The 14,304-nt window shown below is 70.3% G+C and carries 16 protein-coding genes and 1 pseudogene; 9 read left to right on the top strand and 8 right to left on the bottom strand.

Going from position 1 to position 14,304, the window contains the following annotated elements; genetic code table 11:
• Positions 1 to 28: 28 nt before the first annotated feature.
• From ABFX55_RS38825 to ABFX55_RS38805, 5 genes and pseudogenes are all read left to right on the top strand, one after another.
• Positions 29 to 343 carry a YciI family protein gene (locus tag ABFX55_RS38825; RefSeq protein ID WP_346128164.1) on the top strand — a complete coding sequence of 105 codons (315 nt, stop codon included), beginning with the start codon at positions 29 to 31 and terminating at the stop codon, positions 341 to 343.
• Positions 343 to 1,554 (top strand): annotated as a pseudogene (locus ABFX55_RS50050) (RNA polymerase sigma factor); the annotation flags it as partial. The gene ABFX55_RS38825 and the pseudogene ABFX55_RS50050, both read left to right, overlap by 1 nt.
• Positions 1,555 to 2,410: 856 nt before the next feature.
• A complete protein-coding gene (locus tag ABFX55_RS38815; RefSeq protein ID WP_346128161.1) occupies positions 2,411 to 2,797 on the top strand; it encodes a VOC family protein in 387 nt (128 codons plus the stop codon).
• Between the two features lie 162 nt (positions 2,798 to 2,959).
• Positions 2,960 to 3,151, top strand: coding sequence for a hypervirulence associated TUDOR domain-containing protein (locus tag ABFX55_RS38810; RefSeq protein WP_346128159.1), 192 nt, complete (start codon positions 2,960 to 2,962; stop codon positions 3,149 to 3,151).
• Positions 3,148 to 3,477, top strand: coding sequence for a DUF3140 domain-containing protein (locus ABFX55_RS38805; protein WP_346128157.1), 330 nt, complete (start codon positions 3,148 to 3,150; stop codon positions 3,475 to 3,477). The genes ABFX55_RS38810 and ABFX55_RS38805 overlap by 4 nt, the downstream gene beginning before the upstream one ends.
• Positions 3,478 to 3,602: 125 nt before the next feature.
• Here the strand turns inward: ABFX55_RS38805 and ABFX55_RS38800 are convergent, their stop codons facing one another.
• Positions 3,603 to 4,079, bottom strand: a complete 477-nt coding sequence (locus tag ABFX55_RS38800) for an iron chaperone (protein ID WP_346128156.1) — start codon at positions 4,077 to 4,079, stop codon at positions 3,603 to 3,605.
• Between the two features lie 151 nt (positions 4,080 to 4,230).
• Positions 4,231 to 4,686, bottom strand: a complete 456-nt coding sequence (locus ABFX55_RS38795; RefSeq protein ID WP_346128154.1) for a carboxymuconolactone decarboxylase family protein — start codon at positions 4,684 to 4,686, stop codon at positions 4,231 to 4,233.
• 182 nt (positions 4,687 to 4,868) lie between these two features.
• On the opposite strand from ABFX55_RS38795, the gene ABFX55_RS38790 reads away from it, so the two are divergent.
• The gene (locus tag ABFX55_RS38790; protein ID WP_346128152.1) at positions 4,869 to 7,346 is read left to right on the top strand and encodes a tetratricopeptide repeat protein; all 2,478 of its coding nucleotides are present in this window, start codon (positions 4,869 to 4,871) and stop codon (positions 7,344 to 7,346) included.
• A gap of 42 nt (positions 7,347 to 7,388) precedes the next feature.
• Here the strand turns inward: ABFX55_RS38790 and ABFX55_RS38785 are convergent, their stop codons facing one another.
• Positions 7,389 to 7,526 (bottom strand): LuxR C-terminal-related transcriptional regulator, encoded by a 138-nt coding sequence (locus tag ABFX55_RS38785; protein ID WP_346128150.1) that lies wholly within the window; start codon positions 7,524 to 7,526, stop codon positions 7,389 to 7,391.
• On the opposite strand from ABFX55_RS38785, the gene ABFX55_RS38780 reads away from it, so the two are divergent.
• A complete protein-coding gene (locus tag ABFX55_RS38780; RefSeq protein WP_346128148.1) occupies positions 7,525 to 7,725 on the top strand; it encodes a hypothetical protein in 201 nt (66 codons plus the stop codon). The two genes, ABFX55_RS38785 and ABFX55_RS38780, sit on opposite strands and share 2 nt — an antisense overlap.
• Positions 7,726 to 7,829: 104 nt before the next feature.
• Here ABFX55_RS38780 and ABFX55_RS38775 read toward each other — a convergent pair whose 3' ends face one another.
• From ABFX55_RS38775 to ABFX55_RS38765, 3 genes are read right to left on the bottom strand one after another with little or no spacing between them, the layout of a single operon-like run.
• Positions 7,830 to 8,024: a hypothetical protein gene (locus ABFX55_RS38775; RefSeq protein WP_346128147.1), complete on the bottom strand. Its 195-nt coding sequence runs from the start codon at positions 8,022 to 8,024 to the stop codon at positions 7,830 to 7,832.
• Positions 8,025 to 8,035: 11 nt separating this feature from the next.
• On the bottom strand, positions 8,036 to 8,617 hold the full coding sequence (locus ABFX55_RS38770; protein WP_346128146.1) for a hypothetical protein: 582 nt from the start codon (positions 8,615 to 8,617) through the stop codon (positions 8,036 to 8,038).
• 4 nt (positions 8,618 to 8,621) lie between these two features.
• A complete protein-coding gene (locus ABFX55_RS38765) occupies positions 8,622 to 9,251 on the bottom strand; it encodes a hypothetical protein (RefSeq protein ID WP_346128144.1) in 630 nt (209 codons plus the stop codon).
• A gap of 313 nt (positions 9,252 to 9,564) precedes the next feature.
• Between ABFX55_RS38765 and ABFX55_RS38760 the strand changes: the two genes are divergently transcribed.
• Both ABFX55_RS38760 and ABFX55_RS38755 read left to right on the top strand, forming a co-directional pair.
• A complete protein-coding gene (locus tag ABFX55_RS38760; RefSeq protein ID WP_346128142.1) occupies positions 9,565 to 9,897 on the top strand; it encodes a hypothetical protein in 333 nt (110 codons plus the stop codon).
• Entirely contained in the window at positions 9,894 to 12,014 is a 2,121-nt protein-coding gene (locus tag ABFX55_RS38755) for a carbon starvation CstA family protein (protein ID WP_346128140.1), read from the top strand. Before ABFX55_RS38760 ends, ABFX55_RS38755 begins: the two co-directional genes overlap by 4 nt.
• Positions 12,015 to 12,029: 15 nt before the next feature.
• On the opposite strand, the gene ABFX55_RS38750 is transcribed toward ABFX55_RS38755, so the two are convergent.
• Complete coding sequence (locus ABFX55_RS38750; RefSeq protein ID WP_346128138.1) at positions 12,030 to 12,332, bottom strand: hypothetical protein; 303 nt, start codon at positions 12,330 to 12,332, stop codon at positions 12,030 to 12,032.
• 69 nt (positions 12,333 to 12,401) lie between these two features.
• The gene (locus ABFX55_RS38745) at positions 12,402 to 14,096 is read right to left on the bottom strand and encodes a DEAD/DEAH box helicase (RefSeq protein ID WP_346128136.1); all 1,695 of its coding nucleotides are present in this window, start codon (positions 14,094 to 14,096) and stop codon (positions 12,402 to 12,404) included.
• Between the last annotated feature and the right edge of the window lie 208 nt (positions 14,097 to 14,304).

Below are 14,304 nucleotides of genomic sequence, written 5' to 3'. Positions count from 1 at the left end.
GCTAAGGTTGGCCAAAAAGGAGTGCGGCATGCGATTTCTCTTGACGAGCGTGGGCGAGCAGAGGGCGGACGAGACGCTCCAGATCGAGATGGGCAAGTTCATCCAGGAGCTGACCCAGGCGGGGGTGCTGCTGGCCACCGGCGGGATGGAGCTGGGCGGCAGCCTGCTCAAGTCCGTCGGCGGCGAGCTCACGGTGACGGACGGACCCTTCGCCGAGGCCAAGGAGATGGCGGGCGGGTTCGCGCTGATCGAGGTGGGGTCCAAGGAGGAGGCGCTGGATCTGTCCCGCCGATTCTTCGAGATCATCGGCGATGGTGAGGGCAGGATCCAGCAGATCTACTGATGAATGCCGCACGGGACGCCCACGGAGCGGTCAACGCGGTCTGGAAGCTCGAGTCCGCGCGGATCATCGCGGGCCTGACCAGGATGGTCCGCGATGTCGGCCTGGCCGAGGAGCTCGCTCAGGACGCGCTGGTGGCCGCGCTGGAGCAGTGGCCCGAGCAGGGCGTCCCTGACAACCCCGGCGCATGGCTCATGACGGCGGCCAAGCGTCGCGCGATCGACCACATCCGCCGCGACGAGCGGATGGGGCGCAGGCACGAAGAGATCGCCCGCACGCTGGAGCGCCAGGATCCCGAACCCGACGACGACGTGCTGCGCCTGATGTTCGTCTCCTGCCATCCCGTGCTGCCCGCCGAGGAGCGGGTCGCGCTGACGCTCCGGCTGCTCGGCGGCCTGGGCACCCCGGAGATCGCGCGCGCGTTCCTGGTGCCGGAGCGGGCCGTCTCCCAGCGCGTCGCCAAGGCCAAACGCACCCTCACCGAGGAGCAGGTCCCGTTCGAGCTGCCGCCGGGGCCGGAGCTGGCCGGCCGGCTGACGTCCGTACTCGACGTCATCTACCTGATCTTCAATGAGGGCTACTCGGCGACCTCCGGCGACGACCTGATGCGCCCGTCGCTCGCCCTGGAGGCGCTCCGACTGGGCAGACTGCTGGCCGAGCTGGCGCCCCGCGAAGCCGAGGTGCACGGCCTGGTCGCCTTGATGGAGATCCAGGCCTCACGCGCGACCGCGCGCACCGGGCCTTCCGGCGAGCCCATCCAGCTGCACGAGCAGGACCGCGGGCTCTGGGACCGGCTTCTGATCACCCGCGGCTTCGCGGCGATGTTGCGGGCGAAGGAGGCAGGCGGCCCGCTCGGTCCCTACGTGCTACAGGCGGCCATCGCCGTCTCCCACGCGCAGGCGGGGACCGCGGAGGATACGAACTGGGCGCAGATCGCGACGCTCTACGAGGCGCTGGTCCGGCTGAGGCCGTCCCCGGTGATCCAGCTCAACAGGGCCGTGGCCCTCGGCATGGCCCACGGCCCCCAGGCAGGTCTTGACCTCGTCGAGACGGTGGCCGCCGATCCGGCTCTCAAGGACTACCACCTGCTGTCGGTGGTGCGCGGCGACCTGCTGTCCAGGCTCGGCCGGCATGACGAGGCCGGCAAGGACTTCGCACGCGCCGCCGCGCTCACCCGCAACGCCGCGGAACGCGCGTTCCTCCTCGGACGCGCCGCCACCGGCGCCGCCCAGGTGCCCTCCAAGCAGACGGGCATCACGCTGGGTGAGGCCACGGAGGGCTTCCTGGCCCGTGCCGACCTGGACGCCGAGACGATCCGCTCCTACGGCCAGACCCTGCGCCGCCTGCGCCTGGACCTCGGACCCGGCACTCCGCTGGCCGACGTGACCGCCAGGCAGGTGGCCGGGGTCTTCGCCGTCGCCTGGGGGACGGCGGCCCCGAGAACCTGGAACCGGCATCGTGCCGCCGTACGCTCGTTCTCGTCATGGGCCGCCATCGAGGACCTGTCGGCCGAGCTGGGCAGGAAGCCGGAGAGCCGCGAACGACGCCCAGCCGTCCACGGGCCGGATCTGGAGGCCCTGTGGCGGCATCCGTCCCTGCGCGAGCGGGCGCTGTGGCGGCTGCTGCACGAGTCGGGAGCGTCCGCGAGGGCGGCCCTGTCGCTCGATGTCGAGGACCTCGACCTGGCCGCCCGCCGCGGCCGGGTCGCGACCAGGACCGGGCCGGTCTGGATCTCCTGGGGAGACGGCACGGCGGCCCTGCTGTCCGAGCTGGTGGCGGGCCGGACTCGCGGCCCCCTGTTCCTGGCCGACCGGAGACCCGCCCCAGCCCGGATGCCCAAGCCCGCCGACCTGTGCCCGGACACGGGACGGGGGCGGCTGTCGTACGAACGCGCCGAGTACCTCTTCAAGAAGGCCGCGGGTCACACCCTCCACCAGCTGGCTTTCCGGATGAAGCATTCCGTCCAGAGTGGACCGGGGCAGGCGTGAGCAGGCTTCAGGACCGGCCGCCGCCATGGCCCGGTTGGCGGAACCGTGTGCCCTCACCGTCGTGCGGGGGAACAGGTGCCGCATGGAGGTATTGAGCAGCCGCGTGCTGCTGCGTCCCCGCGACCTCGCGCGCAGCCGGCACTTCTACGCCGAGACGCTCGGCTTGGCGGTCTATCGCGAGTTCGGCCCGGCCGACCATCCCGGAACGGTCTTCTTCCTGGGCCAGGGATTCCTGGAGCTCTCGGGGCACGCCGACGGCGAGGCCTGCTCGGCGATGTCCCTCTGGCTGCAGGTGCGCGACGTGGCACGCGAGGAGGAACGGCTTCGCGGGGCGGGCGTCACCATGCTGCGCGAGGCCCGCCTGGAGCCGTGGGGTCTCACCGAGCTGTGGATCGCGGATCCCGACGGCCATCGCATCGTCCTGGTGCAGGTCCCGCCCGACCATCCCCTGCGCCGCGACCCGCGCTGACCCGGAACTTCAGCTGTTCGTCCCCTGCCGGGAACGGGCCCGCCGCACCTTGACCTGTCGATGAGCGAATCCATGGCTGTGCTTGCGCATGTGAGCCTGAGTCGGGGTAGGCCCACGCTCATGACCAAAAAGCGCAAGGAAGACCCTTCGGTAGGTGATGAGGTGACCTGGCGAAGCCACGGATCCACCGCCCACGGCAAGGTCGAGAAGAAGATCACCAGTCGGCGGGAGGAGGCCGGCAGGACCGTGGCGGCCTCTCCAGACGAACCCCAGTACGTGGTGCGCAGCGAGAAGAGCGGCAAGAAGGCCGTCCACAAGCCTTCGGCCCTGCGCAAGGACGAGGGCGCCGGATGACAGCGGACGAGCGGCAGGTCGCGGCCGAGTTCGGTCAGGCGGTGAACATGACCGCCAAAGAACTGGAGCGCTGGCTGGCCACGGAGGAGTCCAGGACGGTGGGCCAGAAGAGCGACGGCGGCGAATCCACCGGACACGAATCCGGCCGCAAGATCGTCGAATTGCTCCACGCGAAGAAATCGTCCCTGACCGAGCAGGACTACGCGCACATGCGCAAGGTGGTCGGCTACATACACCGCCATCTGGCCCAGCGCCCCTCCGGCGACGTGAGGGAGACCAGATGGCGTTACTCGTTGATGAACTGGGGCCACGATCCGCTCAAATGAGCTCGTCAGGCCGTCCCCGCCTGGCCGTCTGCGCCCGGACACCGTCTGCGCGCTCCTCCGGCGGTCATCACCCAGCCCAGGATCGTCCCATACCGGGGCCGGGGGTTCAGCGGCCTGCTCAGTGATCAGCTGACCGCTCGCTTCACGAGCTCGGCGATCCTCGCCTCGTCGGCGTCGGTCAACCCCGTGACAGCGAAGGCGGCCGGCCACATGGTGCCCTCATCGAGGGTCGCGATGTCGTTGAAGCCGATGGTCGCGTACCTCGCCTTGAACTTCTCCGCGCTCTGGAAGAAGCAGACGACCTTGCCGTCCTTGGCGTAGGCGGGCATCCCGTACCAGAGCTTCGGCGAGAGGTCCGGCGCGCTGGCCTTGACGATGGCGTGGAACCGCTCGGCCAGGACGCGATCCGACTCCTTCATCTCGGCGATCTTCTCGAGGACGTCGCGCTCCCCGTCGGCCTTGGCCGCGCCCGAGCCGCGGCGCGCGGCCTTCTTCAGCTCCTTGGCGTGGTCCTTCATCGCGGCTCGTTCTTCGTCGGTGAACCCGTCGAACTTCTTGTCGGCTGCGGCGGTGCTCTTGGCGGCGTTCTGCGTTTCGTTCATGGTGGAATTCTCCTTGTTTGCGAAGCTTGGTTAGGACGACAATCGTGCAAGGGCTTGGCGGCTTCTCCGGCTCAGCGGAGAAGGATCGCGGGGATCAGGCGAGCGGTCCAGGGCCACGGGTTCGAGCGTGCTGCCCGGGGCCGCGCACCGCTCATCCCCACGCGCCGGCGATCTGCCGGGTGGTGGCGTTGAGCCGGTTGAACAGGTTGGTGACGCCGATCATCAGAACGATCGCGGCCAGCTGCTTCTCGTCGAAATAGGTGGCGGCCCTGTCCCAGACCTCGTCGCTCACCGCGTCGGCACGGTCGGCCAGCCGCGTCGCGGCCTCGGCCAGCTCGAGCGCCGCCCGCTCCTCCTCGGTGAAGTACGGGGTCTCCCGCCAGGCGACGACCGTGGCCAGCCGCTCCTCGCTCACTCCGGCCTTACGAGCGGTCTTGGTGCCCGCGTCGACGCAGGAGCTGCAGCCGTTGATCTGGCTGACCCGCAGATGCACCAGCTCCAGCGTCTGACTGTCCACCCCACCGGCGTTCACGGCCTTGAAGAGCTGCTGGATGGGCTGCATCGCGTCGGGCAGGATGAAGGCCGGGTTCTGCATGCGAGACTGCATTGTGGTTCTCCTCTTCCGGTTCGGCGCCCCGTCCCTCGGGGCGTGACTCCATAACAGCCGAACGGGCTCGCCACGACGACGGCGGTGGGACACCGTGGGACAGGCGAAAAGGCTCTGGCCTGCGGCGATTCGTCCCGATAAGTTTCTTCCGGGACGGGACAGAGAGGCAGGATGCAGTGGTTGTGCAACAGCGGACGGCGAAGGCTGATCCTCAGGACGAACTGGCCACCCGGCTGCGCCTGCTCCAGGAGCTGTCCGGGCGCGGCGTGCGGGCTCTAGCGCGGGACACTGGCCTCAGCTCGTCGTCGCTGTCGCGTTACCTCAGCGGCCAGTCGGTGCCACCCTGGCCCGTGGTGATCGAACTCTGCCGCCTGGTCAAGCGCGACCCCCGCCCGCTGCGCCCCCTGTGGGACCGGGCGACGAACCCCCTGCCGGCGCCCCCGAAGGCGAGCCGCCAGGTCCAGCCCCCGTCGCCGCCCGCCGACGTCCCACGCCCACCCCGCAACGACCTGCCGCGCGACGTGCCCGACTTCACCGGGCGTGATGACCAGCTCGCCGCCGTCCTCGCCGCGGTGCGCGACAACCGGGTGGTGGCCGTCGACGGCATGGCGGGCGTCGGCAAGACGTGTCTGGCGGTGCACGCCGCGCACCGGCTCGCCGACGAATACCCGGACGCCCAGCTCTATCTGGACCTGCACGGGTTCACCGACGGGCGGGAACCGCTCGACCCCGATCCCGCGCTGCGGGCACTGCTCGCCGCGCTCGACGTCCCGTCGGAGAAGATCCCGCAGGAGGGTGGCCTCGAGCCGTTGGCCGCCTGCTGGCGGTCGGAGCTGGCCGGCCGGCGTGCCGTCGTGGTCCTCGACAATGTCGCCAGCGCTGACCAGGTCCGCCCGCTGCTGCCCGGCGCGGGCGCCTCCGTCGCCCTGATCACCAGCCGCAACCGGCTGGTGGGCCTGGAGGACGTGCCTCCGGTGTCACTGGACGTGCTGACCCCGCAGGAGAGCGCGGAGCTGCTGGCCCGCGCCAGTGGCGATCCCGTCGGCCCCGACGGCCGGCTGGCCCGCGACCCGGAGTCCGCGGCCGAGGTGCTGCGCCTGTGCGGCCATCTGCCGCTGGCCCTGCGGCTGGCCGGGGCCCGGTTGCGGCACCGGCCGGGCTGGACCGTGGGCATCCTCGTCGAGCGCATGGCGGAGGGCGCGAGCGAGTTCGACACCGCGTTCGCCATGTCCGTACGGCAGCTGGACCGGGCCGAGCGCCGGCTGTTCCGGCTGCTGGGACTGCTGTCAGGGTCCTCCTTCGACGAGTACGTGGCGGCAGCACTGGCGGACGTGCCGCTGCGCAGCGCCCGGGCGATGTTGGAGGACCTGCTCGACGCCCACCTCGTCCAGCAGCCGTCGGCCGGCCGCTACACGCTGCACGACCTGGTGCACCAGCACGCGCGCCGAGCCGCCGCCGAGCAGGACTCTCAGGCGGAGCGGGAGCAGGCGCTCGGCCGGGTGCTCGACTACTACGTGTACGCGGCGGCCGCCGCCGACGCCGCGATGCCGTACGTGTCCGGCAGCCGCGCCGCCTCCGCAGGCCGGCCCCCCGCCGAGTTGCCGCAGTTCACCAACAAGCACGCGGCCCTCTACTGGTTCGTCACGGAGTACACCAACCTGATGGGGGCCTTCGAGGTGGCGGTCGCCACCGGAGCCGACGCGCACGCGTGCGAGCTGCCGCGCTTCATGCGGGCGTTCTTCGCGCGGCGCTGCGGCACGACGCACCTCAACGTCCTCTTCGAGCGATCGCTGGCGGCCGCACAGCGCCTGGGCGATCCGTGGCAGCTGGCCGAGGCGCACAGCGACCTGGGCTTCGCCCGCTACAACGCGGGCCGGATGGCGGAGGCAGGCGCCGCGTACGAGGCGGCGGCACCGCTGGTGTCCCAGGCAGGGGACACCCGCTCCGAAGCGGATCTGATCATGCGTCGCAGCCACCTGAGGTGGGACGAGGGCTATGTCGAGGAGCCACTCGGCCTCTTCCGTCAGGCCGGGAGGCTGTACGCGGACGCAGGCTGCCCGATGGGCGCCGCCCATGCGACCGCCGACGAGGCGTGGGCGATGCTGCAGCTGGGACGCCACGAGGAGGCGGCGCGGCTGGCCCGCGAGGTGCTGGACACCGCGCACGCCGACCCCGACTGGCCGGCCGTACTGACCGCCCGTATCACCCTTGGCGTGGCCATCACCCACGAGCAGCCCGACGAGGCCGCGGAGCACCTGCACCGAGCCCTGGAGACCGCCCGCGAGGACGGCCACAAGCACAACGAGGCGTGGTGTCTCAACTGCCTGGGCGTCGCCCTGCGCCAGATGGGCCGCTACGAGGAGGCGCTGGTCAGCCACCGGCAGGCGTTCGCGCTCCTGGACGAGCTGTTCGAGGAGCACTGGAAGATTCACTTCCTCAACGGGTACGCCGAGACCTGCCGGCTGGCCGGGCTGCCCGAGGAGGCCTTGCGGTTGCACCGTCAGGCACTCGAGCTGGCCCCGAAGGTGGGCAACAGGCACAAGGAGGCACTGGCCCACGAGGGGATCGCCGCCGTGCTCGACGAGACGGACCCTGCTGCCGCCGCCGAGCACCGCGCGGCGGCGCAGGCCATCCGTGAGGAGCTCGAACCAGGGGCCTGACGTGGCTGGTCGCTCCCGCGGACCGCGGGCGAGGACTGCCCGTCAGCCGAGGCCGGCGAGCGCGGCGAGCTCGCCGGGGGAGGCGACCCCCAGCTTGGGACAGGCCTTGTAGAGGTGGTAGCCGACGGTGCGGGGGCTGAGGAAGAGCTGGCCGGCGCCCAGGCGTTCGAAGGTCTCCATGGCCTCGCGCAGGTGGCCGACCGCGACGCCGCGACGCCTGACGCTCAGCGGCGACGGCCTCGGCCTGCCGCCGGAGCGGCTCGCCGATCGCCTGCGCGTCAGGCGCGTCCGGTTCGCCGAGTTGGGCGGCGGGCTGTCGGTGAACGCGGTCCTCTGCGGCGGCGTCACCGTCAGCGCCGTACTGCCCGCGAGCGGGTGACCGGGCCTTGCGCATGGTCAGCCGAAGCGGCCGCACCACCCTCCCTGCTCGACGAGCTCAAGCAGGGAGGGTGATGGGCGTACCGGCCCGCACGCCGTTCGCTGTCAGCGTCGTGTCCCGCGCGAGCCACCGAGGAGGCCCCCGGTGCTTCCCGCGCCGATTCCCGCCTGGTGCAGGGCCAGCAGGCACAGGCCGAGCAGCATGAATGTCACACCGCTGATCCCGCCAGGGATCTCGAAGGCCAGCAGTTCGAGCAGGAAGCCCAGCCCGAAGATGATCGCTGCCACGATGGCGAGCATGTCACCTCACCTCACTTCTGAGGGCCGGACAGCGCGAGCAGTTGTTCTAGCATGGCCCCGTAGTCGCGAAGAGCCAGCCTGAGCTGCTCGGTGTCGCCCTGGTCGGTGTTCTTCCATCGACCGCCCAGCTCGCTCGTGCGCGTGGTCAGCGAACTGGTGAGCGCGTTGACGACCTCGTCGACCAGCTGGTCCGCCTGCTCCATCGCCTGGCGCGGGTCGTCCACGAACGTGGCCTGCAGGTCGTGCCAGCGCGTGTGGGCCTGGTCGACGTCCTGGTCGAACAGGGCAGCGCCCTGCGGTGGTACGGCCTGCGCCCCGGCGGGTGCGGACTCGACCGGCACGTCGCCGGTGGCGGTGTCGGTGTCGGTGGCAGTGGCGGGGTTTGTGGCGTCGGTGTCCGTGAACCCCCTGTCCTGAACCCCTACGTCGCGGTCGGCTGTGCCCTGGGTCCCGAGACCCGCCGGCTCCTCCATCGGGCGCTCCTCCTCCATGTACACAGGGCCAGGGCCTGCCACTGGTCCGCGGGTGTCGTTCACGTCGTCGTACTGCCTCGGTGATTGCAGTCCTTCGTCTTCGTGCTTGCGCGGGTCCATGTCGTCACCATCCTCCAGAATCGCGACGGGAGGTGCCTTCGTCATGGTCATCGCGGTTCGCCGCCGGATCGCGGCGGGACGCGCGGCCGTCCGACGGCGACTCCCCGAGGAGCTCTTCGAACAGGGCGCGGTAGTGCACCATCGCCTGGCGCAACTCCTCCGTCGAGGCCCTCTTCGTGACCGCACGGCCGCTGATCTCATGGGCTTGCCGGTAGTGGTCGAGAGTGGCGCCGTGTCCTACCGAAAGGTCGGACACCCGCTGCTCGAAGTCCCCGATCGGGTAGCCGCGCTCGGCCATGACCTCCGTCACCAGCTGGTCGGCCTCCGTCACCGCGAAACCAGGGGCGTTGACGAACCGCTCCTGCACCTCCGTCCAGCGGACGGCATAGGTCCGCCGGCGCTCCGGGTCCAGTGGACGGATGTCGAGCTCGGCGACGCGCTCCTCACGGGCGAGCAGCTCCTGCTCGGCCGCGCCCCTGCTCTCCTGCTCGGCCAGCGTGCGGTCGTACTCAGGGCCGAACCGTTCGCGGAGACGGCCACGGCGCTGATGCCGCAGCACGAGGAACGCGACTGCGGCGAGGGCCACCACCACTACCACGACGACGGCCACCCAGATCAGAGTCTCGGTGGTCATGTGACGCCTCCGAATCTGTTTGCTAGGACCACGGCTGCCCCGAGAGCCACACTCGAAACGACCAGGTCAACCCACTTTTGTGGCTTGTTTTCGCAACGGCTGATGACTGTCGGCACCCCCGGCCCCGAAGCCGGGCCGGAGGCTTCCACCCGGCCAGGCAGGAGGCGGGTCGCCCGGCGCTGCGGCCACCGCGGCGGCGCGGGCCGCAGCGTCGGCGCGCGGCTGTTTCGGGACAGGTTCTGGCACGTCAAACGGTGTTTCAGCCCCCGGTGCCCGGGTAGCGTCCGGGGCACCTGGGATGCAGGAGCCGCGGATGTCCAGGATCACGCTCACAACCGCCGCCCGTGAAGCGCTGCGCGCCGATGAAGTGGTCTTCTTCGACTGGCATGCCACCGGCCTGTGCTGTGCCGACGCGGGCGAGTTCTCGGTCCGGCCACTGCGACGGCCCAACCTGCCCCGGCGGGCGCGCCTGCTGGAGACCGACCTGGTGTACGCCCATCCCATCGCCTGGGTGCATCTCGCCGAACTGCCGGTCATGGTCGACTGCCGCCCGCTGTGGCGCTGGCGGCGCTTCACCACCGATCTGCCACCGGACGCTGGGCTGCGCTGCTGCCTGGGCAGGCCCGTAGGGGGAGGTAACCGGTGAAAGCCCGTTCCATCATCATCTGGACGGTGGTCGCCGCCGTCGGCGCCACAGGGTGGGGAGTGCTCGCCCTGTCCAGGGGCGAGAACGTCAACGCGGTCTGGCTGCTGGCCGCGGCGCTCGGCTCCTACGCCATCGCCTACCGCTTCTACGCCCGGTTCATCCTGCACAGGGTCCTGGGGGCGGACAGCCGCAGGGCCACGCCCGCCGAGCGGCTCAACAACGCCATCGACTACCACCCGACCGACCGCCGGATCCTGTTCGGCCACCACTTCGCCGCCATCGCCGGTGCAGGGCCGCTGGTGGGGCCGGTGCTGGCGGCCCAGATGGGCTACCTGCCCGGCACCATCTGGATCGTCGCCGGCGTGATCTTCGCAGGGGCCGTCCAGGACATGGTGATCCTGTTCTTCTCCATGCGGCGGAACGGCAGGAGCCTGGGGCAGATGGCGCGCGAGGAGATCGGCCCGGTGGGCGGCGCCGCCGCGCTCGTCGCCGTCTTCGCAATCATGATCATCCTGCTCGCCGTGCTGGCGCTGGTCGTGGTGGGAGCCCTGGCGCAGTCTCCGTGGGGCGTCTTCTCCATCGCGATGACCATCCCCATCGCCCTGTTCATGGGGTTCTACCTGCGCACGATCCGGCCTGGCCGGGTGGTGGAGACCACCGTGATCGGCGTCGGACTGCTGATCCTGGCGATCATCGCCGGCGGCTGGGTCCAGGAGTCGAGCTGGGCGGCCACCTTCACGCTGAGCCCTTCGGCGCTGGCGCTCTGGCTGATCGCCTACGGCTTCGTCGCCGCGGTGCTGCCGGTGTGGATGCTGCTCGCGCCCCGCGACTACCTGTCGACGTTCATGAAGATCGGCACCATCGTGCTGCTCGCCGTCGGCGTGGCCATCACCCTGCCCTCGCTGCAGAACACCGCGTTCACGGAGTTCGCCTTCACCGGCAAGGGGCCGGTCTTCGCGGGGTCGCTGTTCCCGTTCGTCTTCATCATCATCGCCTGCGGAGCGCTGTCCGGGTTCCACTCGTTGATCGCCTCGGGCACCACGCCCAAGATGATCCAGAAGGAGACCCAGGTCCGGATGATCGGCTACGGCGCCATGCTCATGGAGTCGTTCGTCGCCGTCATGGCCATCACCGCGGCCTGCCTGCTGAGCCCTGGGCTGTACTTCGCGATGAACTCTCCGGCGGGGGTCGTCGGCACCACGGTCGAGTCCGCCGCCCAGGCGGTCAGCAACATGGGCTTCGTCATCACGCCCGAGCAGTTGCAGGCGGCGGCGCAAGCCGTACAGGAGGAGACGCTGATCGCGCGGACCGGGGGCGCGCCGACGCTCGCCGTCGGCATCTCACAGATCTTCTCCGGCTTCCTCGGAGGAGCCGCGCTGCAGGCGTTCTGGTACCACTTCGCGATCATGTTCGAGGCGCTCTTCATCCTCACCACGGTCGACGCGGGGACCAGAGTGGGCCGCTTCATGCTCCAGGACACCCTGGGCAACCTGTGGAAGCCCATCGGCCGGGTGAGCTGGTGGCCAGGGCTGATGGCGGTCAGCGCCATTGTCGTGGGCGCCTGGGGATACTTCCTCTACCAAGGCGTCAACGACCCGCTCGGCGGCATCAACCAGCTCTTCCCGCTCTTCGGCATCGCCAACCAGTTGCTCGCCGCCGTGGCGCTGACCGTCGCCACCACACTGCTGATCAAGAGCGGGCGGCTCAAGTGGGCGTGGGTGACCGCGATCCCACTCGTCTGGGACGTCGCGGTCACGCTGACCGCGAGCTACCAGAAGGTCTTCTCCAGCGATCCGACGCTCGGCTTCTTCGCCCAGCGCAACCGCTTCCAGGCGGCGCTGGACCAGGGGCAGGTGCTGGCTCCGGCCAAGAGCGTCGGCGCGATGCGGCAGATCGTGGTCAACTCCACCGTCGACGGGATCCTCGCCGCGCTGTTCGCCATCCTGATCATCATCGTCATCCTGGACGCCATCAGGGTGTGGGTGAAGGCGATCAGGGCCAAGGAGCCGCTGCCTGACACCGAGGTGCCGTTCGAGGAGTCCAGGCTCCTCGCGCCGGCCGGGCTCATCGCCACCCGCGAGGAGCGCCGGCAGATGGCCGCGACGGAAGGGGGGTAGGTCCCGCGGGGACGCTCACCGGTCGTACAGGTCGTGGTGGGTCACACGGAACTCCTTCTCCAGCAGGTAGTCGCCGTCGAAGTCGTAGTACTTGGCGAGGGTGACGTCGTCGCCCGCGAAGGCGGCGATCGCCTGCTCGGAGTCCCAGAAGGTCAGCGTGATGAAGTGGGCGACGCCTCCGTCCTCGCGATGCAACACGTACGCGCCCCGGTTACCGGGAGTCGACCGGTAGTCGGGGAGCGCGACGTCGCGCATCAGGCTCAGGTAGTCCGCTGACTTCTCGATCGGGGTGGCACCGTGCCAGATTCTGGCGATCATCGGATCCCTCCGCTCTGTTTCATCGAAGCACCCAGTCCTTCGGCTATCAGGCCACTGTGAGCGGCCTCGTCATCGTGTTCGTCCGCTGCGCGTGTCACGCTCGCGGCGGACGGTCGGCCGCCTCCCCTTGATCGTGGTACGCTGGAGGGCGGCGATCACCTCATTGGCCGCGGACTGCGGCACCTCCACCAGCGAGAACCGGTCGGCGATCTCGATCGCGCCGATGTCGTGCCCGCTCAGGCTCGACTCGCCGGCGATCGCACCGACCAGGTCCTGCGGCCGGATGCCCGCGCTGCGCCCCAGGCTGAAGAACAGGCGGGCCATTCCACCCGCCGGGGTGCGGGCGTGTCGCTCGCCGTCCCTGGCGGTCTCCCGCTGCCCACGCCGCTTGTCCACGGTCCGCGGGGCCACCTCGGGAATCTCCTCCTCGTCGAGCGCGGCGCCGCTGGACTCGTGCGCCAGCTTGACGGCGGCGAGCGCCACCTCCATGAGGTCGAACTCGTCGGTGAGCGACTCGACCAGGACGCGGAAGTGCTCCAGGTCGTCCCGCAGCAAGCATTCCTCCAGCGCGACCCGGGTCAGCTCCATCCGGCGCGTATGCAGGTCGGCGAGGGTCGGCAGTCTCCCCACCGGGATCCGCTGCCTGGTCACCCGCTCTATCGCCTTGAGCATCCGGTGCTCGCGCGGCTCCACCAGGGTCAGCGCCACCCCTTCGCGGCCGGCGCGGCCCACCCTGCCGATGCGGTGTACGTACGCCTCCGGCGCGGAGGGGACGTTGTAGTTGACGACATGGGTCAGCTGTTCGATGTCGAGGCCCCGCGCCGCCACGTCGGTCGCGATGAGCAGGTCAGCGGTCCCCGCACGCAGCCGTGACATCACTCGATCGCGTTGCTCCTGCTCCATGCCGCCGTGCAGGGCCTCGGCGCGGTGGCCGCGTCCGTTCATCGCCTCCGTGAGCTGGTCGACCTCGTCACGGGTACGGCAGAAGATGATCGCGGCTGTCGGCGCCTCGATGTCAAGGAGGCGGCCGAGCGCCGCGGGTTTGTGCGCCCTGGCGACCAGGTACGCGCTCTGCTCCACCAGCGGCGTCGTCTGGCGCCCCTCCGCCGCCTTGTGCCCCATCTCTATCCGAACCGGGTCGCGCAGGTGACGGCGGGCGATCCCATCGATGCGCAGCGGGATCGTCGCGGAGAACAGCACGGTCTGGCGATCCTCGGGGGTCGCCGCGAGAATCGCCTCGATGTCGTCGGCGAACCCCATGTCGAGCATCTCGTCCGCCTCGTCCAGCACGACGGTGCGCAGACCCTCCAGGTCGAGCGTCCCCCTGCCGATGTGATCGAGAGCCCGTCCCGGTGTCGCGACCACGACGTCCACCCCGCGCCTGAGCGCCTGCAACTGCCTGCCGATGGGCGCGCCGCCGTAGATCGGCAGCACCCGGGTGCCCAGGATGCGGCCGTACCGATGGAACGCCTCCGAGACCTGAACGGCCAACTCCCGGGTGGGCACGAGCACCAGCGTCGCCGGCCCGGCGTCACCACCGGAGTGGAGCATCCGCTGGAGCACGGGCAAGGCGAACGCCGCGGTCTTCCCCGTGCCCGTCGCCGCCTGCCCCAGCAGATCGCGCCCCTGTACCAACGGGGGGATCGCCTCTCTCTGGATCGGAGTGGGCTCCTCGTAACCCAATGCGGACAGTACGTCCAGGAGCTCGGATCGCAGCCCCAGCTCGGCGAACGTGCCCTCGCCTCCGGTCGCGTTCATGGTCATCGCCGACTCCTCACGTCATTCGACACCGCCTGCCGCCGGCCATCTTCCCGGAAAGGTCCGTCGACAGGCCGGTGCGGGGGCGTCAGGCTGCGGGCTCGTCCCGCTCGGCACGGCGGTCGTCGCTGTCCCACTGTGGCCCCACCATGCGCAATACCGCAGCTCTACCCTTGCGAAGAGCCCGGGAACGTCGAGGGGGTCATGGGTGGTG

The sequence above is a fragment of the Nonomuraea roseola genome (genome assembly GCF_039535395.1).
Classification (GTDB): domain Bacteria; phylum Actinomycetota; class Actinomycetes; order Streptosporangiales; family Streptosporangiaceae; genus Nonomuraea; species Nonomuraea roseola.
The sequence above is the reverse complement of the archived record's forward strand: the minus strand, read 5'-3'. Positions and strand labels throughout refer to the sequence as shown.